Source organism: Aestuariispira insulae, assembly GCF_003385955.1.
GTDB classification, from domain to species: domain Bacteria; phylum Pseudomonadota; class Alphaproteobacteria; order UBA8366; family Aestuariispiraceae; genus Aestuariispira; species Aestuariispira insulae.
This window is the reverse complement of record NZ_QRDW01000007.1, coordinates 39782-64921: the sequence shown is the minus strand read 5'-3', so window position 1 is coordinate 64921 and position 25140 is coordinate 39782. Positions and strand designations below refer to the sequence as shown.

24 protein-coding genes are annotated in these 25140 nt (G+C 56.0%); 16 read left to right on the top strand and 8 right to left on the bottom strand.

Annotation, left to right across the window (positions count from 1 at the left end; translation table 11 throughout):
- Nucleotides 1–147 precede the first annotated feature (147 nt).
- Nucleotides 148–951: a hypothetical protein gene (locus DFP90_RS15880; protein WP_147301033.1), complete on the top strand. Its 804-nt coding sequence runs from the start codon at nt 148–150 to the stop codon at nt 949–951.
- A gap of 175 nt (nt 952–1126) precedes the next feature.
- Nucleotides 1127–2374 (top strand): beta-ketoacyl-ACP synthase II, encoded by a 1248-nt coding sequence (fabF, locus tag DFP90_RS15875; protein ID WP_115937500.1) that lies wholly within the window; start codon nt 1127–1129, stop codon nt 2372–2374.
- Nucleotides 2375–2419: 45 nt separating this feature from the next.
- Here fabF and DFP90_RS15870 read toward each other — a convergent pair whose 3' ends face one another.
- Together DFP90_RS15870 and DFP90_RS15865 are read right to left on the bottom strand one after the other, a co-directional pair.
- Nucleotides 2420–2899 carry a MarR family winged helix-turn-helix transcriptional regulator gene (locus DFP90_RS15870; protein ID WP_115937499.1) on the bottom strand — a complete coding sequence of 160 codons (480 nt, stop codon included), beginning with the start codon at nt 2897–2899 and terminating at the stop codon, nt 2420–2422.
- Between the two features lie 77 nt (nt 2900–2976).
- The gene (locus DFP90_RS15865) at nt 2977–3255 is read right to left on the bottom strand and encodes an usg protein (RefSeq protein WP_115937498.1); all 279 of its coding nucleotides are present in this window, start codon (nt 3253–3255) and stop codon (nt 2977–2979) included.
- A gap of 284 nt (nt 3256–3539) precedes the next feature.
- On the opposite strand from DFP90_RS15865, the gene groES reads away from it, so the two are divergent.
- The 4 genes from groES (at nt 3540) to arsB (ending at nt 7125) form a co-directional block, all read left to right on the top strand.
- Complete coding sequence (groES, locus tag DFP90_RS15860) at nt 3540–3830, top strand: co-chaperone GroES (RefSeq protein ID WP_115937497.1); 291 nt, start codon at nt 3540–3542, stop codon at nt 3828–3830.
- A gap of 57 nt (nt 3831–3887) precedes the next feature.
- Complete coding sequence (gene groL, locus DFP90_RS15855) at nt 3888–5543, top strand: chaperonin GroEL (protein ID WP_115937496.1); 1656 nt, start codon at nt 3888–3890, stop codon at nt 5541–5543.
- Between the two features lie 188 nt (nt 5544–5731).
- Entirely contained in the window at nt 5732–6082 is a 351-nt protein-coding gene (locus DFP90_RS15850; RefSeq protein ID WP_115937495.1) for an ArsR/SmtB family transcription factor, read from the top strand.
- Between the two features lie 2 nt (nt 6083–6084).
- Nucleotides 6085–7125 (top strand): ACR3 family arsenite efflux transporter, encoded by a 1041-nt coding sequence (gene arsB / locus DFP90_RS15845; RefSeq protein WP_115937494.1) that lies wholly within the window; start codon nt 6085–6087, stop codon nt 7123–7125.
- 18 nt (nt 7126–7143) lie between these two features.
- Here arsB and DFP90_RS15840 read toward each other — a convergent pair whose 3' ends face one another.
- From DFP90_RS15840 to DFP90_RS15830, 3 genes are all read right to left on the bottom strand, one after another.
- Nucleotides 7144–8352, bottom strand: a complete 1209-nt coding sequence (locus tag DFP90_RS15840; RefSeq protein WP_115937493.1) for an EAL domain-containing protein — start codon at nt 8350–8352, stop codon at nt 7144–7146.
- Between the two features lie 172 nt (nt 8353–8524).
- Entirely contained in the window at nt 8525–9514 is a 990-nt protein-coding gene (locus tag DFP90_RS15835) for a GlxA family transcriptional regulator (protein ID WP_245957093.1), read from the bottom strand.
- A 249-nt stretch (nt 9515–9763) separates the two neighbouring features.
- A complete protein-coding gene (locus DFP90_RS15830) occupies nt 9764–11086 on the bottom strand; it encodes a hypothetical protein (protein ID WP_115937492.1) in 1323 nt (440 codons plus the stop codon).
- A 447-nt stretch (nt 11087–11533) separates the two neighbouring features.
- Here DFP90_RS15830 and DFP90_RS15825 point away from each other — a divergent pair, with 447 nt between their 5' ends.
- From DFP90_RS15825 to DFP90_RS15795, 7 genes are all read left to right on the top strand, one after another.
- Complete coding sequence (locus DFP90_RS15825; RefSeq protein ID WP_115937612.1) at nt 11534–12778, top strand: sarcosine oxidase subunit beta family protein; 1245 nt, start codon at nt 11534–11536, stop codon at nt 12776–12778.
- Nucleotides 12779–12799: 21 nt separating this feature from the next.
- Nucleotides 12800–13105, top strand: a complete 306-nt coding sequence (locus DFP90_RS15820; protein WP_115937491.1) for a sarcosine oxidase subunit delta — start codon at nt 12800–12802, stop codon at nt 13103–13105.
- Nucleotides 13102–16113, top strand: coding sequence for a sarcosine oxidase subunit alpha (locus DFP90_RS15815; RefSeq protein WP_115937490.1), 3012 nt, complete (start codon nt 13102–13104; stop codon nt 16111–16113). Before DFP90_RS15820 ends, DFP90_RS15815 begins: the two co-directional genes overlap by 4 nt.
- Nucleotides 16106–16678 (top strand): sarcosine oxidase subunit gamma, encoded by a 573-nt coding sequence (locus DFP90_RS15810; RefSeq protein ID WP_115937489.1) that lies wholly within the window; start codon nt 16106–16108, stop codon nt 16676–16678. Before DFP90_RS15815 ends, DFP90_RS15810 begins: the two co-directional genes overlap by 8 nt.
- 208 nt (nt 16679–16886) lie before the next feature.
- A complete protein-coding gene (locus DFP90_RS15805; protein WP_147301032.1) occupies nt 16887–17288 on the top strand; it encodes a hypothetical protein in 402 nt (133 codons plus the stop codon).
- Nucleotides 17289–17344: 56 nt separating this feature from the next.
- Nucleotides 17345–17845, top strand: a complete 501-nt coding sequence (locus DFP90_RS15800; RefSeq protein ID WP_115937487.1) for a 3'-5' exonuclease — start codon at nt 17345–17347, stop codon at nt 17843–17845.
- 107 nt (nt 17846–17952) lie between these two features.
- A complete protein-coding gene (locus DFP90_RS15795) occupies nt 17953–18885 on the top strand; it encodes an exopolyphosphatase (protein WP_115937486.1) in 933 nt (310 codons plus the stop codon).
- Here the strand turns inward: DFP90_RS15795 and DFP90_RS15790 are convergent.
- Nucleotides 18882–20240, bottom strand: a complete 1359-nt coding sequence (locus DFP90_RS15790; RefSeq protein WP_115937485.1) for a dicarboxylate/amino acid:cation symporter — start codon at nt 20238–20240, stop codon at nt 18882–18884. The two genes, DFP90_RS15795 and DFP90_RS15790, sit on opposite strands and share 4 nt — an antisense overlap.
- Before the next feature lie 86 nt (nt 20241–20326).
- Nucleotides 20327–21397 carry a CobW family GTP-binding protein gene (locus DFP90_RS15785; RefSeq protein WP_115937484.1) on the bottom strand — a complete coding sequence of 357 codons (1071 nt, stop codon included), beginning with the start codon at nt 21395–21397 and terminating at the stop codon, nt 20327–20329.
- Nucleotides 21398–21576: 179 nt separating this feature from the next.
- On the opposite strand from DFP90_RS15785, the gene DFP90_RS15780 reads away from it, so the two are divergent.
- A complete protein-coding gene (locus DFP90_RS15780; protein WP_115937483.1) occupies nt 21577–22065 on the top strand; it encodes a MaoC family dehydratase in 489 nt (162 codons plus the stop codon).
- A gap of 14 nt (nt 22066–22079) precedes the next feature.
- Here the strand turns inward: DFP90_RS15780 and DFP90_RS15775 are convergent, their stop codons facing one another.
- The gene (locus tag DFP90_RS15775) at nt 22080–23297 is read right to left on the bottom strand and encodes an EAL domain-containing protein (protein ID WP_115937482.1); all 1218 of its coding nucleotides are present in this window, start codon (nt 23295–23297) and stop codon (nt 22080–22082) included.
- A 336-nt stretch (nt 23298–23633) separates the two neighbouring features.
- On the opposite strand from DFP90_RS15775, the gene DFP90_RS15770 reads away from it, so the two are divergent.
- A complete protein-coding gene (locus tag DFP90_RS15770; RefSeq protein ID WP_115937481.1) occupies nt 23634–24578 on the top strand; it encodes a bifunctional riboflavin kinase/FAD synthetase in 945 nt (314 codons plus the stop codon).
- Nucleotides 24562–24939 (top strand): hypothetical protein, encoded by a 378-nt coding sequence (locus tag DFP90_RS15765; RefSeq protein ID WP_115937480.1) that lies wholly within the window; start codon nt 24562–24564, stop codon nt 24937–24939. The genes DFP90_RS15770 and DFP90_RS15765 overlap by 17 nt, the downstream gene beginning before the upstream one ends.
- Nucleotides 24940–25140: the final 201 nt, after the last annotated feature.

The window sequence follows — 25140 nt, the reverse complement described above, 5'->3', positions numbered from 1 at the left end:
ATGTAAACCCTTACATTTAGTGAATCTAAAGATGGATCTCCGAAAGCCGGGGGGGCTCGCGTTAATTTGATGATGCTTCATGCTTCCGGATGATGACCGAATGCACCCTTGGCGTTTACTCTGATCCATCTGTGGGGAGATGATCAATTGCATTCAGATGGGCAACGGCCGAATGACGGGGTGGGACTGTTCTGGGTTTGTGCGGCCTGGGCGGCTTTTCTGGTGCTTGGCCATGCCCGGCTTAGGGCGCATCATCAGGACTTGTCCGATGCCTATTCGGTGGGGGTTGCCCTGTTGATTGAAATCGGCTTGTTGCTGGCGGGTGTGTTCTTGGTGATGCTGGTAGTCCGCAAGCCGCGCCTAACCCCGCGTTCCGCCTTGATTGCTGCGGTCTGGATTATATTGGTGGTGGTCGGGCATTATCTGGCTTTTGTGGAAAAGATGAATGCCGAACAGATCCTGGCCATGATGAATTTGGACAAGGGGTGGGGCAGTCTCTTACTGGTGTCGTTACTCTATGCCTTGCTGATCGCCATTCCCTTTGTACCCGGGCTGGAACTGGGGCTGGCCATCATTATGCTGTTTGACTGGCAGGGGCTGGTGCTGGTCTATTTTTCGACCCTCTTTGGCTTGGTGCTTGCCTTCATGGTCGGCCGGTTGACGCCGGTGCCTTCTTCGCTTGCTGCCTATGAGGCCGGGCAGAAACAGTTATTTGGCCGCCTGGCGCCGTTGCTGATCCGTTACCGCTATCTGGCTGTGGCGCTGTTGCTGAATATGCCGGGCAATTCGGTTCTGGGCGGCGGTGGCGGGATTGCGCTGGCCTGTGGGGTTAGCCGCCGATGTTCCTGGCCCGGCTTCCTGTTGACCATCATCCTGGCCACGGCACCGGTTCCGGTGATGCTATGGTTCGGGGTGATTTCCCTCGATCAGCTTTTGGGTCCCCATCCCTAGACCGAATATACGGTTTGTCTGCTGAATTGAAATATCCCCGTAACGCTACCGTTACACTTGCCTGTTAGCTTCCGCCGGATGGGTCGCATCTGATAAATGCCCTTGAAAAATTAGATGTATGCACATACACATATATTATTGAGTGCATATGCACATGAATGTCGGAGAGTGAGACATGCGTGAAGTTGTTGTGACGGGTATGGGGCTGGTGACGCCTTTGGGTGTTGGCTTGGAAGCCAATTGGGATAAGCTTTCCAACGGGGTTTCCGGAGTGAAAAAAATCACCGAGGATTGGGCGGAAGAGATCCTGGTGAAAGTGGCCGGCTTGGTCCGTGATGAGAATTTCCGCCCTGAAGAGATTGTCCTGCCAAAGGATCTGCGCAAGATGGACCGCTTCATCCAGTTTGCCATGGTGGCCGCCGAGCAGGCGGTCGCCCAGGCAGGCTTGGATGTGAAGAATGATATGGCCGGCTTGAAAGCCGGGACCGCGATTGCCTCGGGCATCGGCGGGTTCCCGGCGATCATGGAAGCCGAGCGCGAGCGTGTCAAAAAAGGCAACTGGCGTATGTCACCGTTTCTGATCCCATCTTTCCTGGCCAATCTCGCGGCCGGGCAGGTATCCATCCGTCATGGATTGAAAGGCCCGCTTCATACGCCCGTTACTGCCTGTGCCGCGGGGGCCCAGGCCATTGGCGGCGCGGCGCGCCTGATTGCGACTGGTGAGGCCGACACCATGGTGGCCGGTGGCAGTGAGGCCTGCATCGATCCCATATCGCTGTCCGGATTTGCGGCGGCCAAGGCGATTTATACCGGTGAAGAGCGCCCAGCGGAAGAATCATCCCGGCCGTTTGACAAGGACCGGGCGGGGTTCGTCATGGGGGAAGGCGCCGGGATCATGGTGCTGGAGGCGCGCGAAGTGGCCGAAGCCCGCGGTGCCAAAATCCTCGCCCGTGTGGCGGGCTATGGTGAGACGGCGGACGCCCATCATATGACTTCTCCGCCGTCCGATGGCGAAGGGGCGGTGCGCGCTATGGCCAATGCGCTTGCCCAGGCGGATATGTCACCGCAGCAGGTGGGCCATTTGAATGCCCATTCCACCTCCACCTCCGTTGGTGATGCGGCGGAGCTGCGCGCGATCAAGACAGTGTTCGGCAATTGGGCAACAAGGCTCGGCATTTCCGGCACCAAATCCATGACCGGGCATCTGCTGGGGGCCGCCGGTGCGGTGGAAACCATTTTCTCCACCTTGGCCTTGATGAATAACTTCATTCCGCCGACCGCCAACCTGGATCAGCCGGATGATGAATTTGCCGATCTGGATCTGATGGCCAAACAGGGTCGCCGTCAGGATCTTGAGGCCGTGATTTGCAACGCCTTCGGTTTTGGCGGGGTGAATGCCTCACTGGTGCTGGCGAAGGCTTAGAGGTTAGCTTGGGGACTGGCTCAGCAAACCTGTTCCGGTCGTGGATTATTCGGCTGCTTCGCTGGTCTCACCGGAGGGCGTCAGAATCTCCTTGATCTCCCGGTTGGCGCTATCCAACCGATCTTTCATGGTTAGCCAGTTATAGCGGCCGAAGATTTCGACGGCCTCATGCTGCGCCTGTTCCCAGCAGGGCCGGGCGCGTGCCAGCACTTCCGCGCCGTCCGGTGTCAATGTCAGGGTCCGAACCCGTTTGTCTTCACCAGGGGTGACTTTGATCCAGCCTTCCCGTTCGAGCGGCTTCAAATTGCGGCTCAGCGTGGTGCGATCCAGCTCCAACCGGTCGGCCAATTCATTGATGGTTGGTTTTTCCATGTCGCCGACGGAAAACAACAGGCCGAACTGAGTCAGTTTCAGGCCACTTGGTTCCATATGTCGGTCATAGAAACTGGTGATCAGGCGGGAGGCCTGGCGCAGGTTCAATCCGATACAGGCACCCGTCGCCGGGTCAAAAAGATCGTTTTTCATGGCCGCTTCAAATGGTTTGGGACAAGGTCATTTCGGCAAGTGTAGTCACTTAGGCTAGCGCTGTCCCGCAATAATCCCTAATGAAGAGTATATTGCACATCCACAAAGCGTGAGTCACCCGGAGTGATCAATTCCTGGGAAGATACCCGGACCGAATGAAGCGGACCGTCCAGATTGTCCCGCCAGAAATCGAGAAATTTATGAAGTTCGGGAAAGTCAGGGATTACGTCGTAAAACTGCCAGAGAAAGCTCTGCAACAGTTTCGGATGGTCGGGCAAATGATAGATGATTTCGGCGGTGGCAAGCCGGTAGCCCTTGAGTTGCAGGTCGAGCGGGTTGGATTGTTTATAGTCCATATGGCACCTCCATGGTTGTTAAAACGCGGTAAAATCGATACTGTTCGCCTGGCAATTGACTGGGGCGGATCGTGTTTACAAAACCATAATATCACGATTTGCGAGAAAATTTATATATTTTCCAAGGCATTAGCAGCCATCAATCCAGAGTGCTAACAATTTTCACTGACTCCCCTTGAAAATTACGGGCTTCTGTCTTAAATCGGACTCGGCTCGCATTAGCACCCGGCTGGTGCGAGTGCTAAAAATGAAACGACCTTTGTCTAAACTGAGGAGGTTCTCTGATGAAATTCAGGCCTTTGCACGACCGCGTTCTCGTTCGTCGCGTTGAAGAGAATGAGAAAACGGCTGGTGGCATCATTCTGCCGGATACCGCAAAAGAAAAGCCGATGCAGGGCGAAATCGTCGCTGCTGGCCCCGGTGCACGCGCTGATAACGGCGAGTTTATCGCACTCGACGTCAAAGCTGGCGACACCGTTCTGTTCGGTAAATGGTCCGGCACCGAAGTCAAAGTTGACGGTGAAGACCTGCTGATCATGAAAGAGAGCGACATTCTGGGCGTGATCGAAGCCTAAGAAATCGCTTCACTGAAGTAAAAGCCAACTCAAACTGCCTAAGAAGGGGTTATTAGCATGGCTGCTAAAGACGTAAAATTCTCCACCGACGCCCGCACGAAGATGCTGGAAGGCGTCGACATCCTGGCCAACGCCGTTAAAGTGACCTTGGGCCCGAAAGGCCGGAACGTTGTTCTGGACAAATCCTTCGGCGCTCCGCGCATCACCAAAGACGGTGTTTCCGTTGCCAAGGAAATCGAACTGGAAGACAAGTTCCAGAACATGGGCGCTCAGATGGTTCGGGAAGTTGCTTCCAAAACCAACGACATTGCCGGTGACGGCACCACCACTGCGACCGTTCTGGCCCAGTCCATCGTTAAAGAAGGCGCGAAAGCTGTTGCTGCCGGCCTGAACCCGATGGATCTGAAGCGCGGCGTTGACCTTGCTGTTGAAGCGGTTGTTGCCGAGCTGCAGAGCCGCGCGAAGAAAATCTCCTCCTCCGAGGAAATCGCCCAGGTTGGCACCATCTCCGCCAACGGCGACGCTGAAGTTGGTGGCATGCTGGCACAGGCGATGGAAAAAGTTGGCAACGAAGGTGTTATCACCGTTGAGGAAGCCAAGAGCCTGGAAACCGAGCTGGATGTTGTTGAAGGCATGCAGTTCGACCGTGGCTACCTGAGCCCGTATTTCGTCACCGATGGCGAAAAAATGAAAGCGGTTCTGGAAGATCCGTTCATCCTGCTGCACGAGAAAAAACTCACCAACCTGCAGCCGATGCTCCCGATCCTGGAAGCTGTTGTGCAGTCCGGCAAGCCGCTGTTGATTATCGCTGAAGACATCGAAGGCGAAGCACTGGCTACCCTGGTTGTGAACAAACTGCGCGGCGGCCTGAAAATTGCTGCTGTCAAAGCTCCGGGCTTCGGCGACCGTCGTAAAGCCATGCTGGAAGACATCGCCATCCTGACCGGTGGCCAGGTTGTTTCCGAAGATCTGGGTATCAAACTGGAAAATATCTCCCTCGACATGCTGGGTACCGCCAAGCGCGTTGAGATCTCCAAAGACGAAACCACCATCGTTGATGGTGCGGGTTCCGCGGACGACATCCAGAACCGTTGCGGTCAGATCCGTGGCCAGATCGAAGCTTCCACTTCCGATTATGACCGTGAAAAACTGCAGGAACGTCTGGCTAAACTGGCTGGCGGTGTTGCTGTTATCCGCGTTGGCGGTGCGACCGAAGTTGAGGTTAAAGAGCGCAAAGACCGCGTTGACGATGCCATGAACGCAACCCGCGCTGCGGTTGAAGAAGGTATTGTTGCTGGTGGTGGTTCCGCTCTGCTGCACGCTGTTAAGTCTCTGGAAGGTGTTAAGTCCAAAGCGGTTAACGCTGACCAGGAAGTTGGTATCGACATCGTTCGCCGTGCGCTGCAGGCGCCGGTTCGCCAGATTGCTGAGAACGCTGGTGTTGACGGTGCGGTTGTTGCCGGCAAGCTGTCTGAAATCGACGATTTCAACCAGGGCTTCAACGCTCAGACCGGTGTCTATGAAGACCTGGTGAAAGCTGGTGTGATCGATCCGGTTAAAGTTGTTCGCACGGCTCTGCAGGATGCGGCTTCTGTTGCCGGTCTGCTGATCACCACCGAAGCCATGGTCGCTGACAAGCCGGAGCCGAAAGGCGCTGGTGCACCGGCAATGCCGGACATGGGCGGCATGGGCGGCATGGGCGGCATGATGTAATCATCGGCCCCAAAAGCCGGACCATATGGTTCAAGGAGAAGGGCGGTGCCAGATGGCACCGCCCTTTTTCTATTGCTGTGTGGATACGGCCTGATATTTGGATTTGGGTGCCGTTGTCATGAAAATTTCACAGCTATCGGTTTTCTTCACTCTTGTCCTTTCCAAGATATATCGATAAATCCAGATGTATGGAAAAGAATGAGATATTGGAAGCCTTGTCGGCCCTTGCTCAGGAGACCCGGCTGGATGTTTTCCGCCTGCTGGTGCGGGCTGGGGATAAGGGCATGCTGGCCGGAGAGATCGCCCAGGCCTTGGAATGCCGCCAAAATACAATGTCGACCCATCTGGCGATTATGAATCGGGCCGGATTGGTGACAAACAGTCGCGAAGGCCGTTCGATCCGCTATGCCGCGGATATGGAGGGCATGTCGGCGTTGCTGACCTATCTGATGGAAGATTGTTGCGATGGCCGGCCCGAGCTCTGTTCACCGGTATTGAATGTCTTGGCCATGGCGAAAGAAACAGAAGGTGCAGTCTAATCATGTCCTTGTTTGAACGGTATCTGACCCTGTGGGTCGGGCTGAGCATACTGGCTGGAATTCTGTTGGGGCAGGTGGCACCGGAGGTTTTTGCCTTTCTCTCAGGCCTGGAATTTGCCCATGTGAATCTGGTGGTGGCTGTGCTGATCTGGGCGATGGTTTATCCGATGATGATCGCGGTTGATTTCGCCAGCATCAGCCATGTGAGGGATGAACCGAAGGGGCTGCTGATCACCCTCGTGGTCAACTGGCTGGTGAAGCCATTCTCCATGGCGGCGCTTGGCATCCTGTTTTTTCAATATCTGTTTGCCGACATGATCAGCACCGAGGATGCCTCAAGCTATATTGCAGGCTTGGTTCTGCTGGGGGCGGCACCTTGCACGGCGATGGTTTTCGTCTGGTCGCAGCTGACAAGAGGGGACGCCAATTACACCCTGGTCCAGGTCAGTGTGAATGATGTCATTATGGTTTTTGCCTATGCGCCGATCGTTGCCCTGCTCTTGGGGGTTACGGATATCCCGGTGCCTTGGGACACATTGGTGTTGTCGGTGCTGCTCTATGTGCTGGTGCCGCTTTTGGCCGGGATTGTGACTCGTCATCTTCTGATGCGCCGCGGAAAGGCAGCCATGGACAGGTTTATGGAGCGGCTGAAGCCGGTTTCCATGGCTGGATTGCTGGCGACCGTTGTTTTGTTGTTCGGCTTTCAGGGTGGGGTGATCCTGGCGGATCCTTTGATTATCTTGATTATCGCACTTCCGCTGTTGGTGCAGTCCTATGGGGTTTTTGCCCTGGCCTATGCGGCGGCCTGGGGGCTGCGGGTTCCCTTCCGGGTGGCCGCGCCCTGTGCGCTCATTGGAACATCCAACTTCTTTGAATTGGCTGTTGCTGTCGCGATCAGCCTTTATGGCCTGAATTCGGGCGCGGCCCTGGCTACGGTGGTCGGGGTTCTGGTGGAGGTGCCGGTAATGCTGACCCTGGTTGGGTTTGCCAACCGGACCAGAGACTGGTTTGACCGCCGGACAGCTTTGCAGGTCAGGAATTGATTACGCCGATCCGGTGCCTTAGGCGGTTACCTGTTCGGGCATTCTTGTGCCGGCCTGGGGTGGCCCGGCGGCGATCCGGTCCACATGGAACCCCTGGAATGCCTGCAGACCGGCGGACTGCCCGATCCTGACGGCCTGTGCATTGTCGCAATGGGTCAGAATGCACCGATTTGGTGGCAGCGTCCGTAACGCGTTCAAAAAATGGGTTTTTTGCGCCGGGTTGGCAAGATACTGCTTTTGCCAGCGAATCTTAAAGAGATCAGCCTCCAGCAGGCTGAGGTCGAGCATCTCCAACAAGGCCGGCTGGAGATTTTCCACCAGGATTTTCAATCCCCGGCGGCGCAGGAAGGGGATGATTGTTTGAAAATCCGGTAAATGGTCCAACACATCCATGAAATCCAGCTCAACCACCAGGCTTTTATCCGTGTTGGGCAGAACCTGGTCGAGAAAGAGCAGGAAGTCATCGGACTGCAGGCTGGCCATGTTGAGATTAAAGCTGACCGGCCCTTTGATATACTGGGCATGTTCTTTCTTCAGCAGGGCGAGGAAACGTTTGTCCAGCGCCCGGGTCAGTTCCCTGAACAGACCGGGGTTGGAGGTTACGGATACGCCTGGCGCAATCGTGCGCGATAAAGAGGCCATGGACACAAAATACTCGACGAACAAGGTGCGGGCCTGCTGGCCATCCATGAGCGCGCAGATATTCTGACGGCGCACCATCGGTGATATGTCGCAGGAATTCAGCGAGACCAGCAGTTGATCCAACAGCCGTCCGGTCATCGGGACAACCTTGGTGGAGGTGTTGTGTCTCGACAGTTCCAAACGCTCTTCTTCAGCTTCTTTGGCATCGGCATATAACTCCTCGCAGCATCGCAGGAAGAGCTTTGGCGTGGTGGAGATGTCGTATGGCTCTATTGGCTGGTCCATCAGTCCGGCCCGGCCGCCCGGGAGGGTGTTTTCCAGTTCCAGGATGAATTTGTTGGCCGAAACCCGCTGTTCTGAGCCCGTTACCAGCATGATCCGATCATTTTGCAGGGTATAGATCTGGGCACCGTGGGAGCGGGCGAAGTTGGCGATCGTGAATCTCAGGATGCCTGTCAAAGCGGGCGAGCAGGCGCTTTCCGCCATTTTGCCAAGATCGAAAAGAACCGCGTAATAGGATGAGGCGTTGCGCGCCACGCGCTCCGCAAAATCCAGGAGATTTCTCTCCTGTGTTGAAAGATACATGCTCGGCCTGCCCCCGAAAGTGATGCCCGGCCAACCGGCTTAACTGAAGGAAGCCGGATCGCCGGAATAGGCCCAAAATTCAACGGGCCCATACCCCAAATACCACTAAAGAGGGAAGTGTAGCGGAGAATTTACTGAAGTGTGTGGTAATAAAGTACCGTTGAAATGCAACCTATTCTTCGTCATCGCCACCGCGCCGTTCGGCGCGCGGAGTACGGCCAAACATATCGCGATAGCATTTGGAAAAATGCGATGCAGAGGTGAAGCCACTGGCGAAGGCCACTTCCGTTACCGGCATGGTGGTCTGGGTGAGCAGGGTGCGTGCTCTGTTAAGACGCAACTTCAGATAGTATCTGGCCGGGCTGGTCGAGAGATACCGTCGGAACAGACGTTCCAGCTGCCGGCGGCTCAGCCCCACCCGCTGGGCGATTTCATCACGGCTGAGCGCTTCTTCCGTATGTTTTTCCATTTCCGCGATGGCGCGGATCAGTTTGGGATGGGAAACCCGGAGGCGTGCCTGTAGCGGCAGGCGCTGATCGTCGTGGCCTTCCCGGATGCGCTCATGCATGAATTGTTCGGAAACCGCGGCGGCCAGCTCGGGGCCGTGTTTCTTCGTCATCTCGCTGAGCATCATGTCCAATGCGGCAATGCCCCCGGCGCAGGTAAAGCGGTCGCGGTCGGTTTCATAGAGCTCTGCCCGGACATCGATATCGGGAAACTCTTCAACAAAACTGTCCAGATTGGCCCAGTGGATGGTGCAACGGTAACCATTCAACAGCCCGGCATGGGCCAGGATATGCGCGCCGGTGCAGATGGCTCCCACATGGCTGCCCTCACGGGCCCAACGGCGCAGCCAGCCAAAGGTCAGCGCATCCTGATAAATATGGGCGTCGATGCCAGAGCAGACCACGATATTGGATGGTCGCTCCAGTTCCGGCGCGGACAGTTCCGGGCTGACCTCGATGCCGGCGGATGATGGGACGGGCAGCCCGTCCCGGCTGATGATGCGCCATCGATAAAGTGTTTTGTTGGCGATCATATTGGCCAGCCGCATGGGTTCCACCAGGCTGGTAAAGGCGATCATGGAGAAATTCGGAACCAGGAACAGATTGACGATATCAACCGATTCGTCACCATCCTGCTTAAGCATGAAATCCGCCATTTATATTTTAATCCTTGTCCCTGAGCCTCCCCTGAGGCGTCAATTCAACCGGTCTTAATGCCCACCTTCCACAGCCATTGATCCCGCATGCGGGGTGGCTGTCTTTTTATTCCGACCGCCCCTTAAGGCTGACCGGGTATGCTTGTCAATTGCTATTAGTCTATCAACGACAATTCAGTCTAGCGACAGCTATCATTATGACGCAATTATTGTTTCTATTGCCGCAATTTTGCAAATGGATTGATGATTTCACTTTGTCTTGGCACGTTTGGCGGCGCAATCCTGCTTGGCATGAGCGACACCGAAATACTCGAGAATCCTGTAATAAACATCGTGGTTGATCATCTGTTGGGGCAGCCTGGGCAGAGAGGTATAGAGCGCGCCTTCGGGGATATGGGCGCCGGTCCGTTCGGCCAGCAGCTCGATTAGGCTGGCAAAAGGCAGGCGGGTCTTCCCGCATTCGATCTGGCAGTTTTCGGCAACTGGCTCACGCAGTTCGATCTGATAAAAGATTTGCAAAGGCCGGTCGGGTTGCTGCTCAACATGGAACAGAGGCTGGCCATCAACCGTTATGCAGCGAAGCGTATCGACCGCGGATCTTGCTTCCCCTGCATGATCAAAAAACACGTGGCAGTCGTTGGTCATGCAGGGCTCGACACGGGCAAAAGGGATAGAAAAAGCGCGCAACAATCCGGCGGGGTCCCGCTGCCGATAGATGCAATAATGCTCGCCATCCACATTTTGCTGGGTCAGTGCGTTCAGGATCATGATCTCTTCACCCGGACGGCGTGCCTGCCGGATCTGGCCCAACAGCCTGTCGGTGGTCTTAAGGGCCTGGCGCATGATCGGATGCCAGCCGTCCCGTTGCCAGAAATGATGCTGGCAATGGGCAAGAAGATTAAGGAAGATCACGGCCAACTGCGGTTGGTGACGTTTTTTATGGGCGAGAAACAGCCGGGTCGAAAGGATGTCATGAATAATCGCGAGGCTATGTGCGTTCACCCCGCCGCTCAGGATGACGGGCAGGCCTGCCAGGCCGCTTCTGACGGTGGCGGGCAGGTTTGACGGCCGGATGAGATATCCGAGTGTGGTCAGGCCGGATCGGATGGTCTCAGACCGGCTGGGCTGAAGATAGTTTTTGGCGAAATACCGCGGCAGCGCCAAAAATCGTGACAGGTCTTCCGGATAACCTTCTTCCTCATAAGTCCAGGGATCAGGAAGAAAAAACCGACACTGATCCGCCTGGCCTCGGGCCGCATTCATCAATCCCCACAGGCCGGAGCTGATGCCCTGTGCGGACAGGATTTCCCAATATTGCGGCAAGGTCAGGTTTGAAACGTCCCCATGACGCAAAATGCCATGATGCTCAGATGTGGTCCCGGTATGGATGGACACCCATTGCACCCAGGGATCCAGCCCATGATGCTCTTCCTGATCTGGGGAATATGTGGTGGAGCGGTTGAGTTTTGTCAGCCATTCCAGATGCGGCAGGGTCATGTCCTGTGTGGCGCGGTTGATCAAAGTTTCGCTGAATTCGTTCAGTTCAACGATGGTCAGGCTTCTTGCCACCATGGGACTCTCTCACGCTGTCGTAAAATGATGTAACGGCAACCATCATGTCGTGCCATGATCAAGGCTGCAATCCCTCCGGAGGATTCATCCCCAGTCTTTGGGATGGTTTTCTGGAAGGTTGATCCGCGTTATCATTCAATCGGTTGGGGGGATTGCACTGGCGCGCAAGGCTGGGGCCGGGGGATCTTCTTAACATTTTGTCGCGCGTTTGCAGTTTGCTGTCGCTAGTTTGAGTCTCAATTTGCACCTTTTGCCGTAAACAAGACGCTAGGGAAAAATGGGAGCGATCAGCGTAAGACAGAGAGGCCTGGAAAGTGCCTTTCTATGCAAGACTGCCCATTGATCCGAAATCCACAAGGCGCCTTTGCCGACCCAACGGGGAAGCAAAAGCGTAATCTGAGTTTCTTGGACCGGATATCATAATTGAACGGCCGGACGGGGATGATCATGAAGAAATACTCGATTTTCAGTCTCTTGCGTAACTCCATGAGCTACCATGAGAACTGGCAGAAAAACTGGCGCAGCCCGGACCCGAAGTCCGAATATGACGTGATTATCGTCGGCGGCGGCGGCCATGGCCTGGCAACGGCCTATTATCTCGCTAAAGAATGCGGCATCACCAATGTGGCCGTGATCGAAAAAGGCTGGATCGGCGGCGGTAACACCGGCCGAAACACCACCATCGTTCGTTCCAACTATCTGTGGGATGAATCGGCGGCGATCTATGAACATGCGATGAAGCTCTGGGAAGGCCTTTCCCAGGAGCTGAACTATAACGTCATGTTCTCGCAGCGCGGTCTGCTGCATCTGGCGCATAACGTTCATGATCTGCAGGAAATCGGCCGTCGCGGCAACGCGATCCATTTCAATGGCATTGATAGCGAGTTTCTGACCCCGGCCCAGGTCAAGGAAATGGTCCCGCTGATCAATCTCAACTGCCGTTACCCGGTTCTGGGCGCCCTCTTGCAGCGCCGCGGCGGCAATGCCCGCCATGATGCGGTGGCTTGGGGTTATGCCCGTGCAGCTGACGCCATGGGTGTTGATATCATCCAGAATTGCGAAGTCACCGGCTTCAACATCGAAAACGGTGTTGTCAAAGGGGTTGAAACCACACGTGGTTCGATCAAAGGCAAGAAGGTCGGTGTCGTCACCGCCGGTCACTCCGGTGTGATGGCTGAAATGGCGGGCTTCCGTCTGCCGATCGAAAGCTTCCCGCTGCAGGCGATGGTGTCCGAGCCGCTGAAGCCCTGCATCAACACGGTCATCATGTCCGGTGCGGTCCATGTTTACATCAGTCAGTCCGACAAGGGCGAGCTGGTGGTGGGGGCCGGCTCTGATAACTTTGTCAGCTATTCCCAGCGCGGCAGCTTCGATATGATCGATCATATCATCAGCCCGATGGTGGAACTGTTCCCCTTCACTTCGCGACTGCGCATGATGCGCCAGTGGGGCGGCATTGTTGATGTGACCATCGACCGTTCGCCGATCGTCTCCAAGACCCCGGTTGAAAATCTCTATTTCAACTGCGGCTGGGGCACAGGCGGCTTCAAATGCACACCGGGCTCGGGCCATGTGTTCGCCCATAGCCTGGCCAATGGCGAGATGCACCCGATTGCACAGCCCTTCTCCATGAACCGGTTCAACACCGGTGCGTTGATTGACGAGGGCGCGGCTGCGGCCGTTGCCCACTAAGGATAAGAGGGAGACAAACCGATGCTTCTTATCGAATGCCCATGGTGCGGCGAGCGTGACCAGACGGAATTCACCTGTCATGGTGAAGCGCATATCGTACGCCCGAAAAACCCGGACGAGCTGACCGACGAACAGTGGGGGGATTATGTATTCTTCCGCTCCAACCCGAAAGGCCTGCACAAGGAACGCTGGGTTCATGATCATGGTTGTCGCCGGTGGTTCAATGTGGTTCGCCATACCCACACCGATATCGTCTATGGAAGTTACAAGCCGGGTGAGCCGGCTCCCGAAGTGTCCGAAGAGGCGCTGAAAGGGGGTAAAAAATGACCCAGACCAACCGTCTGTCTTCCGGTGGCCGCGTCAATCGCGCCAAGACCGTGAAATTCACCTTCGATGGCAAGACCTATGAAGGCTTTGAAGGGGATACCCTTTCCTCTGCGCTGTTGGCCAATAACGTTCATCTGGTCGGCCGCAGCTTCAAATATCATCGACCGCGTGGTGTTCTGACCGCCGGTTCCGAAGAGCCCAATGCCATTGTGCAGCTGGGTGAAGGCAACCGGACCGAGCCCAACTGCCGGACCCCGATGGTCGAGCTGTATGACGGCCTGAAGGCGACCGCGCAAAACTGCTGGCCGTCGGTCAATTTCGACATTGGTGGCATCAATAACAAGCTGTCCCGATTCTTCCCGGCTGGTTTTTACTATAAAACCTTCATGTGGCCGAAAGGCATGTGGGAAAAGTACGAGCATGTCATCCGTGCCAGCGCCGGCATGGGGAACGCGCCCAGCGAAAACGACCCCGATACTTATGCCACCAAACATGTCCATTGTGACGTGCTGGTTGCGGGCGGCGGTGTTTCCGGCCTGGCGGCGGCCCTGACGGCAGGTCGCACCGGTGCGCGTGTTATCCTGGCGGAAGAACATGCCGAATTTGGTGGACAGTTGCTCAGCGATGCTGATGCGACCATCGATGGCAAGCCGGCCATGGAATGGGTGGAAGCCACACTGGCTGAGCTGCGCTCCATGGAAGAAGTGACCATCCTGCCGCGCACGACGGTCACTGCCTATTACGACCATAACTTCCTGAGCGCGTTGGAGCGTGTCACCGATCATCTCGGCCATGGCAATGGCGGTGATCTGCCGCGCCAGCGTTTTTGGCAGATCCGTGCTAAACAGGTGGTCCTGGCCCAGGGCGCGATTGAGCGCCCGATGCTGTTTGGCGACAATGACCGTCCCGGTGTGATGCTGGCCAGCGCTGTGCGCACCTACATCAACCGTTTCGGCGTGCTGCCGGGCAAGAATGTCGTGGTCTTCACCAACAATGACAGTGCCTATGCCACGGCGATTGACGCCCATAAGGCGGGCGCCAAGGTCACGATCGTTGATATCCGTGAAAATCCGGCTGGTGCCTGGGTTGAGAAGGCAAAGGCGCTTTCGATCCAGATCCATACCAACATGGCGGTCATCGGCACCACCGGCTATCGCAAGGTCACGGGTGTGGACATCATGCCTTTGACAGCGGATGGCAAAGGGGTGACCGGCCAGTCCCAGCGGATTGACGCGGATATTGTTGCCATGTCTTCCGGCTGGAACCCGATGATCAGCCTCTTCTCCCAGGGGCGCGGCAAGCTGCGCTATGATGAGAAGCTGACATCTTTCGTGCCCGACCACTGCCAGTGGGCTAACATTTCTGTTGGTGCCGGCAATGGCGAATTCACCTTGGAAGGCTGCCTGTCTCAGGGCTTGGCCGCTGGTTCGAAGGCGGCGCAGGATGCCGGTTTCGGCGACGGTGTGGTGCCGCCAACACCGGCTGCACCAGAAGATGCCCAGGGCGACATGCGCATCCTTTGGTATATCCCGTCGGATCGTCCATTGGGCCGTGGCCGCAAGCATTTCCACGAGTTCCAAAATGATTCCACCGTGGCCGATATTCATCTGGCCGAACGGGAAGGCTTTGTTTCCGTTGAACATCTGAAACGCTACACCACCACGGGCATGGGCACCGACCAGGGCAAGACATCCAACGTCAATGCCATTGCGATCATGTCCCAGATCCGGGATGTGAAGATTCCGATGGTCGGCACCACCACCTTCCGCCCGCCCTACACCCCGCTGACCTTTGGTGCGGCGGCCGGTCATGCGGTGGGTGAATTGTTCCTGCAAAAGCGTAAAACCGCGATGCACCCGACTCATGAGGAAATGGGTGCGGTCTATGAGGATGTTGGCGACTGGAAACGGCCGCGTTACTTCCCCAAAGACGGCGAGGATATGCATGCCGCTGTTCAGCGCGAATGCAAGCAGGTGCGCGAGACGGTCGGCATGATGGATGCCTCCACGCTTGGCAAGATCGACATTCAGGGGCCGGATGCGGCTGAATTCCTGAATATGATCTATACCAACGCCTGGCTGAAACTGGGTGTCGGCAAGGCACGCTATGGCCTGATGTGTAACGAGCATGGCATGGTGTTCGATGATGGCGTGACCACCCGTCTGGGTGAAAACCATTTCCACATGACCACCACCACCGGCGGTGCGGGGCGTGTCGCCAACTGGCTGGAGGAATGGCTTCAGACCGAATGGCCGGAAATGAAGGTCTATTGCACCTCCGTTACCGAACAATGGGCGGTTTCCTCGCTCAACGGGCCGAAATCCCGTGAGCTTCTGGCAGAACTGACCGACATCGATCTGGATCCGGAAAACTTCAAGTTTATGGAAATGCGCGAAGGCCATGTGGCTGGTGTCCCAGCCCGCGTTTACCGTATTTCCTTCACCGGTGAGATTGCCTATGAGATCAACGTGCCCCATCGTTACGGCAAGCATGTCTGGGATGCGCTGATTGAGGCCGGCAAGAAATATGATCTGGTCTTGTATGGAACCGAATCCATGCACGTTCTTCGTGCGGAGAAAGGCTTCATCATCGCCGGACAGGATACGGATGGTTCCGTGACACCCATGGATCTGGACATGTCCTGGATCGTCGGCAAGAACAAGCCTGACTTCCTGGGCCGCCGTTCCTTTGCCCGTTCCGACACGTCCCGTCCGGGCCGCAAACAACTGGTCGGCATCCTGACGGAAGATCCCAATGTGGTTCTGCCCGAAGGGGCCCATGTTGTGGAAACCGTCAAGGACAGGCCGCCGATGGATATGCTGGGCCATATCTCATCCAGTTACATGAGCCCGAATGTGGGCAGGTCCATTGCCATGGGCCTGATCAAGGACGGCTTCAACCGCAAGGGTCAGACCCTGTCCGTTCCGCTGATGGACGGCTCGGTCCACAAGGTGACCATCACCGACCCGATTTTCTTCGACAAAGAAGGGGAACGGACCCGTGGCTAACCATATTGTCAAAGTAAGCCCGCTCGACGGGCTGGCCAAGCCGGCCGGCAGCAATGTTTCCCTGGAGGAACGCCGTTTCCTGGGCAAGGTAACCCTGCGCGGCAACCCGGAGAATAAGGATTTCCTGAGCAAGGTTAAGGATGTCCTTGGTGTTGATCTGCCGCTTACCCCGCTGACCTATGTGGCGGGCGGTGCTTACACCGTTCACTGGGTCGGCCCCGATGAATGGATGATCCATACCCAGGAAGATGGCGAGCATGCGCTTGTGCTGGCGCTTCGCGAGGCTCTGGAAGGCATCCATTCGCAGGTGGTGGATGTGTCCGACTATTATGTTGTGATGCGCCTCTCCGGTCCGGCGGCCCGCGAGGTTCTGGCCAAGGGCTCACCGCTGGATTTCCACCCGCGCGCCTTCAGGGCGGGCATGGTTTCCGGTACCCGATATGCCAATGCCACTATTCAGATCAGCCAGTTGGATGATCAGCCCAGCTACGATGTGCAAGTGCGCTGGTCCTTCGCGGAATATCTGTGGAACTATTTCGTCGAAGCGGCCCGGGAATTCGGTTAATTCCGCATCCTGATCGGGCTCAAAAAACAGGGGAGTGCAGTAAAAAATGCTGCACTCCCTTCTCTTTTAATATAAGCATGCTAATTAAATTGCCTTTTTTTAGTAACCTCTTATTAACGAATTCGAGGGCAGAATCGAATTGAGTCAATTGCTTAGCCGTAGTAACGGTGATTGGGTAACTTGGTGTTGTCACCGGAGGGTTCTGGACATGGCTGCGACAATGCGGCGCAAAATGCGCGCAGCTTCAATCATAGCGCTGGTTTCCGGTTCGCTAACCAGCGGATGCATGGGCATCGATCCGGTAACCTATACGGCGGTTAAACTGTCAATTGACGGCCTTTCCTACATCGGCACGGGCAAGAGCAGCACCGATCACGCGCTTTCAGCTGTGACCGGCTATGATTGCAATATGCTCAATATCTTCAGCCGGGAGCGGGCAATCTGTGAAGGCTGGGAAGAGGGCGAACCGGATTCTGCAAAATCCTATGGCCCGCTGCGCCAGCCCGAATTGGCCGCGGCGCCCTACATGATGATGGATGCTTCGCTGGAAGGCAGCGGCACCGGCAACGACGGTGTGCCCTATTATTCCCTCTGGGCACCGCAACATTAATTTTCTGATGTTAAACCGGACTTGCCTGAATTTGGGAATCCTGTTCCCCTGTCCTCATGACTCGTTTTACCGCCATTGATTTTGAAACCGCCGATTATGGCCGCGACAGTGCCTGTGCCGTTGCATTGGTGGTGGTGGTTGACGGTGAGATCCTCTACAGCATCGATCAGCTGATCCGGCCGCCCCGGCCGGATTTCCGTTTCACCCATATCCATGGCCTGACTTGGGATCATGTGGCGCAAAGCCCGACCTTTGCTGAAATCTGGCCGAGCCTGGCCCGGATGATTGAAGGGTCGGAATTCCTGGTCGCCCATAACGCGGCCTTTGATAAGGGCGTTTTGAGCAAATGTTGCGCGGCGGCCGGCCTTGAGCTGCCGGAACAGCGTTTCGCCTGCACGGTCAAGGCGGCCAGGCGCACCTGGAAACTGCCATCCTACAAGCTGAATATTTTAGCGGACCATCTGGGCATTCCACTCAAGCATCATGATGCGCGCTCTGATGCAGAGGCCTGCGCCAAGATAGCGGTGGAGGCGATGCGGTTGGGGACAGCGCTTTAGAAACAGCGCCTTGGCTCGGGCAGCCTTTTAGTAATTTCTTATGATTTGGTGACGTATAACGGTTTTAATGACTTCCCGAGGCATAGTCGGAGGCAGTTGACCGGTTCATGAGTGATAAGAAATTCAGGTTGATCACCCGTACGGATTTCGATGGCATAATCTGCGGCACCTTGTTTCAGGAACGCGATATGGTGGATGAGGTGATATTTGCCGAACCCAATGACATGCAGCGCGGTTTGGTCGCGGTGACTTCCGATGATATCACGGCGAACCTGCCTTACCGGGAAGAAGTGCATCTCTGTTTTGACCATCATCGCAGTGAGCTGGAGCGGGTCGGCAGCCGGGACAATCTGATCAACGACCCGGATGCCCCTTCGGCCGCGCGGGTGATCTATAACCATTATGGCGGAAAATCAGGTTTCCCGGACATTTCGGAAGAAATGATGGCGGCGGTCGATCAGGCGGATTCCGCCCAATATGAAATGGAAGACATATTGGCCCCGGCCGGGTGGACCATGTTGAATTTCATCCTGGATCCGCGCACGGGGCTGGAGGATTTTGGGAAATTTGCCCTGGATCATGACAGCTTCATGACCGACATGATGACCTATTGCCGCCACAGCCCGATTGATGTGATCCTGGAACTGCCGGATGTGGCGGAACGGGTACAGTCTCTCACCTATCATGCCGAGCTGGCGGAGATGCAGATCAAACGCTGCACGGCTGAACATGGCAGCCTGGTGGTGACGGATCTGCGCAAGGAATTGGATATTTTCCCGGTCAATCGGTTCATGATCTATGCTCTCTATCCTGAGAGCAGCATTTCCATGACGGTGCAGAAAAGCCGCCGTGAGGGGATTACCGCCATCGGCATGGGTAAATCGATCCTCAATCGCACCGCTAAAACTGATATCGGCAAGCTGTTGCTCACTCATGGCGGCGGTGGCCATGCCCAGGCGGGCGGCGTCAAGCTGCCGGATGGCGAGGCGGATCAGGCGATTGAAGCCATCATAGCGTCGGTGGCATCCCAGGAAAGCTAGGTCGGACCTTCGACTGCAGTTTCTATATGCCGGTCCTTTTCCATCAAATGATCAATGACAACGCAGGCGGTCATATCGCCAAAGACATTCACCATGGTCCGGCACATGTCTAGAATGCGGTCCACGCCTAAAATGATGGCAACGCCGGCGGGCGGTATGCCGACGCTGGTCAGGATGGTTGCCAGGATCACGATACCGACCCCCGGTGTCCCGGGGGACCCGATGGAGGCGCCGGTTGCCATCACCACTACCAACAACAAGCTTGCGAAACCGAGTTCAACTCCGAAAACCTGGGCGAGGAAGAGAGTGGCGACCCCCTGGTAGAGGGCGGTGCCGCCCATATTGATTGTGGTGCCAAGCGGGATGATGAAGCGGGCGTTGGCCGGGCTTACTAATAATCCCTGTTCAACCGTATTCAGGGTGACCGGCATGACGGACGCGGAACTGGAGGTGGAGAAGGCTAGCAGCATCACCTCACGTCCTTCGCGCAGAAATCGGCCCATTGGCTTGCCCGCGATCAGTTTGGCCAACAACAGATAGGCCATTAACAACAGGCACAGCCCGGCTATGACGGTGAGCGCATATACCCCGGTACCGACCAGTGCACTCAGGCCCGAACGGGCGGTCAGGTTTGCCAATAGGCCGAAGACTGCCAGCGGCGCGAAGCGCATGACCCAACCGACAATGACCATGCAGGCGGCCTGAACCGAGCCGAGCAAATCGACCAGGGGTTTGCGTTGTTCGCCCGGTGTCATCAACAGCGCAATTCCAAAAATTGCGGCCGCAATAACGATCTGGAGCATGTTGCCACTGACAAAAGTGCTGAGCGGATCCTTTGGAAAGATATTCAGGATCAAGCCGGGAATATCGGAAGCGCTGGGTTTGGACAATGTTTCGACAGCGACTGTGGTTGAACCAACAGAGGCGGGTGACTGAGCCAGGCCATCCGCGTAATGGCCCGGTTGGATCACAGCAGCGGCGGCGAGGCCGATCACCACGGCCAGTAGGGTGGTGGTCAGGAAAAACAACACCGTGCGGCTGCCGAGGCGGCCAAGGTCCTTGTTGCCCTCACCGGCGGTGATACCACGAATGACCGAGGCCACCACCAGGGGCACAACGACAAACTGGATTGCGACCAGGAATAACTGCCCGGGAAGGGAGATCCAGTTTCCAAGCAGGGAGGCGGTCTCCTTATCAAGCCAGCCACCCGCAGGACCGATCAGCATCCCGAAACCGACGCCGGCAAACAGGGCGATCAGAACCTGGAGCCAGAGGCGCTGCCGGACCAGCCCCGCCAGATGGTGAGTGAGCCGGGTAAGCGATCGGGATTGCGGGTTTGCGGGCGCTATTGTCATGGAACGGATCTGCGGGGCTGATTGAGAGGGAGGTCCAGCATAATCCTGTCGCTTCCCCGATCACAAGGGGGGAAAGGCGATGGTTGTCAGGTCGCCAGGAATTTCTCAAACATCTCCTGCACAGGCTCCCGGCTGATGCCCCGGGTGATCATCACGATCCGGGAGCGGTGATCATCATCGGGCCAGGCTTCCAGGGCGGTCGGCGGGTGAAAGACATGCTGGACACCGTGGATTACGACCGGGCCGGGGGCTTCTTTCACATCCAGGATCCCCTTAATCCGTAGTAAATCATTGCCGTGAACGGCGATCAGGCTCTCGATCCAGTCGGCGAATTTATCCCATTCAATCTCGCCTTCATGAATTAGGCAGAATGCCTTGATATTGTCGCCATGGCGGTTAACGTCATGATGATGTTGGCCGTGATGGTCATGGGCGTGGTCGTGATCATGGGGATGATCTTCAGCAAATGCCTCTTCACGTAGCCAGCGGGCCACATCCGGCACTTTCTTCTCCGGATCGAACAGGCCGAGGCCGAAAAGATCCGCCGGATCGGCTTCACCATTGAGAACGGTCAGGACCGGCGCGGCCGGGTTATTCTCCCGCAGCCGTGTGGTCAGGGCGGACACTGAGGCTTGATCGGCGAGATCGGTTTTGGTGAGCAGGATCCGGTCGGCAACCGCCACCTGCTTGACCGATTCCGGCTGGCCATCCAACTGGCCCATTCCGTTGACTGCATCCACACAGACCAGGACGCCATCCAGCCGGTATCGGTTGGACAAGACCGGGTCGGTCATCAGAGTATGCAGGATCGGGGCCGGGTCGGCGAGGCCGGTGGTTTCGATCATCAGCCGGTCAAAAGCGGGGATCTCGCCCTTGTAGCGTTGCTTGATCAGGCGGCGCAGGGTTTCGATCATGTCGCCCCGGATGGTGCAGCAAAGACAGCCGCTATCCATGACAATCATATCCTCATCCGCACTTTCCACCAGCATATGATCCAGGCCGACTTCGCCAAATTCATTGATCACCACGGCGGTATTGGCCATTTCGGGCTTGTCCAGCAAGCCACGCAACAGCGTCGTTTTTCCAGCCCCCAAAAAGCCGGTCAGGATGGTGACAGGGAATTGTGGCGGTATTTCTTGCGCGGTGGTGTCAGACATGGGGATACCTCAATTGGCCTTGGTGTTTCCAAGCCGGTTTAGCGCAGTTGGCCGCCCGGTGCCACCGGGGAATTTTGTAATTCGCTTGCGTACGAAATTTATTAACCCTAGGCTGCCATAATTGTGCAACGCAGCGTGGTTATGCTGCATTGCTTCAAAACACTAACCGGGAAAAAGCCATGAACAAAGAGACCGGCGCGGGCATTGCCCATCTGGATCATCGGGAAGACATTAACGGCTATTATTTGGAAGAATTAACGGTCGGCATGTCGGCGGTTTTTGCTAAAACCATCACGGAATCCGATATCGTGCTTTTTTCCGGCGTCACCGGGGATATGAACCCGGTCCATGTGAATGAGGAATATGCCAGGGGCACCATGTTCAAGGGCCGCATTGCCCACGGTATGCTGACCGGCAGCCTGATATCCACCGTCTTGGGTATGAAGATGCCGGGGCCGGGCTGTATTTATGTCAGCCAGGAATTGAAATTCCTGGCACCGGTCAGGATTGGCGATACCGCAACGGCCCGCGCGACCATTGTTGAGATCATCCCGGAAAAGAAACGGGTGGTCATGGAAACCACAGTTCATGTAGGCGACAAAATGGTTCTGACCGGCGTGGGCAAGATGATGGTGCGTTCCAAGGCCGACCAGATGGCTGCCGAATAACGACGGACCGAGGGTCAGCCTGCGGCGCGGCGCAGTTCGCGATGGGTATGGACACTGTTGATTTTGAGCGGTTTGGGTTTCTTGGCGTTCCGATATACGGAATCAACAAAAAAGCCCTGGAACAGGCCGAAACCCAGTTTCCGGCCAAGCGCGATATGATTTTGCTTCTCGCAGCGCGCCAAGATGAATTCGCAGCCATCCATCTGCGCCATCAGCGTTTGTATGATCGGAGCGTTTTGCTCGATATCCGCCGTGGATGTGCAGTTGATCTTGAGATAGCTTGCCTGCAGCTGCATATGAAACAGCATGGGGATGAATTCCGGTGATACGCCATCAATGACGATGCGAAAGCCGCTTTCTTCCAACAGGTTGATGGCTTGCTGGGCGGCCTGGAGATTGACCATGATATCGGTCAGCTGCAATTCAATCAGGTAGCGCGCGGCCAGGCCGGAACGCAGGGTATCCCTGAAATGCTGGAATTCCGGTGTCAGAATGGTGGCGACATTCAGGTTGATCGATCGGGTGAAATCAAACTGCTGCTCTTCCAGGCTGCCATAGAGCTTCAGCATTTTTTGGTCCAGGATCTGGGTGAAATGCATGAAGAGATACCGGCTTTGCAGGAAATCCGCATCTGGCGAGACCGTGGTGACCAGATCGCGCACGGAGACAAATGATTCCGTGAAAACCGGTCTTGGCGCGTTTCCGGAGAGGGCTGCATAAACAGACTGATTGCGCACCAGCCCGCTGGGAGAGGATTTGTCGAGCATCTCCACCAAAGCGGCGCATTCCTTCACCGTAATGGGGCGTTTCGATGGGGTTTCATCCTCTATCCGCCGCTCGATCCGCCGTTCCAGCTTCCTGGTCAATTGCTGCAGGTAGGCCAGAATCTCGCGGCGATCGTCACGGAAGCTGTAGGATGAGAGTAACGTGCTGCTGATCTGATCCGGGGATAGTTCGAAAAATGAGGTCAGTTTATCGAGGATCATCGAAGCGAAGCTATCGCATTCGGTATCGTGGATCAGGATGATCGTTTTTTGATCGATCGGATAAACCTTGGCGTTCAGAACGCTCTTGAATTCCTGAAGGGTGTAATGCGCCATCCGCAGATAACGGTCCCGACGGCAATGATGCGGCAGCTTGGTCAAATCCACCCGGACAAAGGCCATATTGACCGAACCGCTCAAAAGCTGGCCGATGTCCCGCAGGAACAGTTTGAGATTTGTTTCACCCATTCATCTGGCTACCTGTACGGCTCAGGAGGCCCGCTATAAATGCAAACCACTCTTTCGGTGCCCGACTCATCTGCGCAGGCTCCTTACATCACCGGAAAAGTTCCGTCAGTTTGTCTGAAAACAACTGCGCGAAAACACCCGAACCCAGTTATTCTGCCTCACCCGATTGGCAGGATAGTATGTTTTCTGTAAAAACCCAAGTGTCACATCTGCCATATTAATGATTTTTTAACATTTTCACCTGTCACGGTGCTGTGGTGGCGTCGGAATAAGCGCTGACATTCCCCATCGGCTTGGTTATACAGGGGGGAGATAACAAAAAGCAGTGGGGACCGGATGAAAATCGTCCGTGCGAATGAAACATTGCCCGAGCATATGCGCGGTGGTGTTGTGGTGATCGGGAATTTCGACGGTGTGCATCGTGGCCATCAGGCGGTGATTGGCCAGGCCTGGGATCTTGCCCGGGAGATGGATGTCCCTCTGGTGGTTTTGACCTTCGAGCCCCATCCCCGTAGCTATTTCCGCCCCGATGATGCGCCCTTCCGCCTGACCCCGTTTGAAAATAAGGCCCATCATATCGAGGCCCTGGGCGTGGATTGCCTGCTGGCGCTGGATTTCGGCCCGACATTGGCGGAAATGTCGGCAGAGGATTTTGTCCAGGTGATCTTGGTGGAACAGTTGAATGCCGCCCATGTCGTGGTCGGCTATGATTTTTGTTTCGGCAAGGGGCGGACCGGCAACCCGGACATGATGCGCGAATGGGGCGGGTTCCCGGTCACCGCGATCGAGCCGGTCGCCAGTGTCGATGAAGAGATTTTTTCCTCCACGAGGATCCGTGATTACCTAAGAAACGGCATGCCGGGTCAGGCGGCAGCACTGCTGGGCCGACCGTTTGAGTTTGAAGGTAGCGTGCAAAAAGGCGATCAGGTCGGCCGGACCATCGGTTTCCCGACCGCCAATGTGAAACTGTCCGATTATCTGCGCCCGCTTTATGGGGTTTATGCGGTGCGGCTGGGCCTGGAATGGAACCATAAGGTCAGCTGGTATGATGCGATCGCTAATTTCGGCAAGCGGCCAACCGTTGACGGGCTGCGCGAACTGCTGGAGGTTCATATCTTTGATTTTGACGAGGATCTCTATGACCGGGTGGTCCGGGTGGCGCTTATTGAATTCATCCGGCCGGAAATGAAATTTGAAGGCCTGGATGCCTTGAAAGCCCAGATCGAAGAAGACTGCCATGTGGCCAGACGGATATTGCAAACCCGTGCCGCCGGTGCTTGATGATGCAAATCGCGTCAGCATGAAGGCTGCTGCGTTACATTTTGATCAAATATTCGCCGGGGATGATGTTGCGTCCATCTGTGAGGCGATCCTGCAGGCTGCCGGTTTGATGAAAGATTGGGAATGGGTCTTCGTCAGGGTGCAGAGCATGTTGGAACGGCCTGATCCCGGAATTCGTATCGGTGCCATGAAAGGGTTGGGCCATTTGGTGCGGGAAAACGAGAAACTAGATCTTGATGCCGCAGAAGAGATGGTGGGAATGTGGCTGGAGAGTGAAGACCTGGCCCTCCGGGAGCAGTGCGAACAAGTGAAGGGCTATATCTTGGAAGCCCGCTTGCATCATCGGAAACTCGGATTTTAATTCTCCTGTTTACAGGATGGCTGTAATTTGCTTTTGCGCCTGCGAGAAGCCCTTGCTTTTGAGCGTCTGCCCGCATAAATTCGCGCTGTTATGCAAAAGATGCTGATCATAATTCCCTTCATCGGTCGAATTATCGGCCCGGCCTCACGCGTTTAATTGCGCGGTGGGCGTCGGGATATGGGCTTGCATGTGATCAAAGCC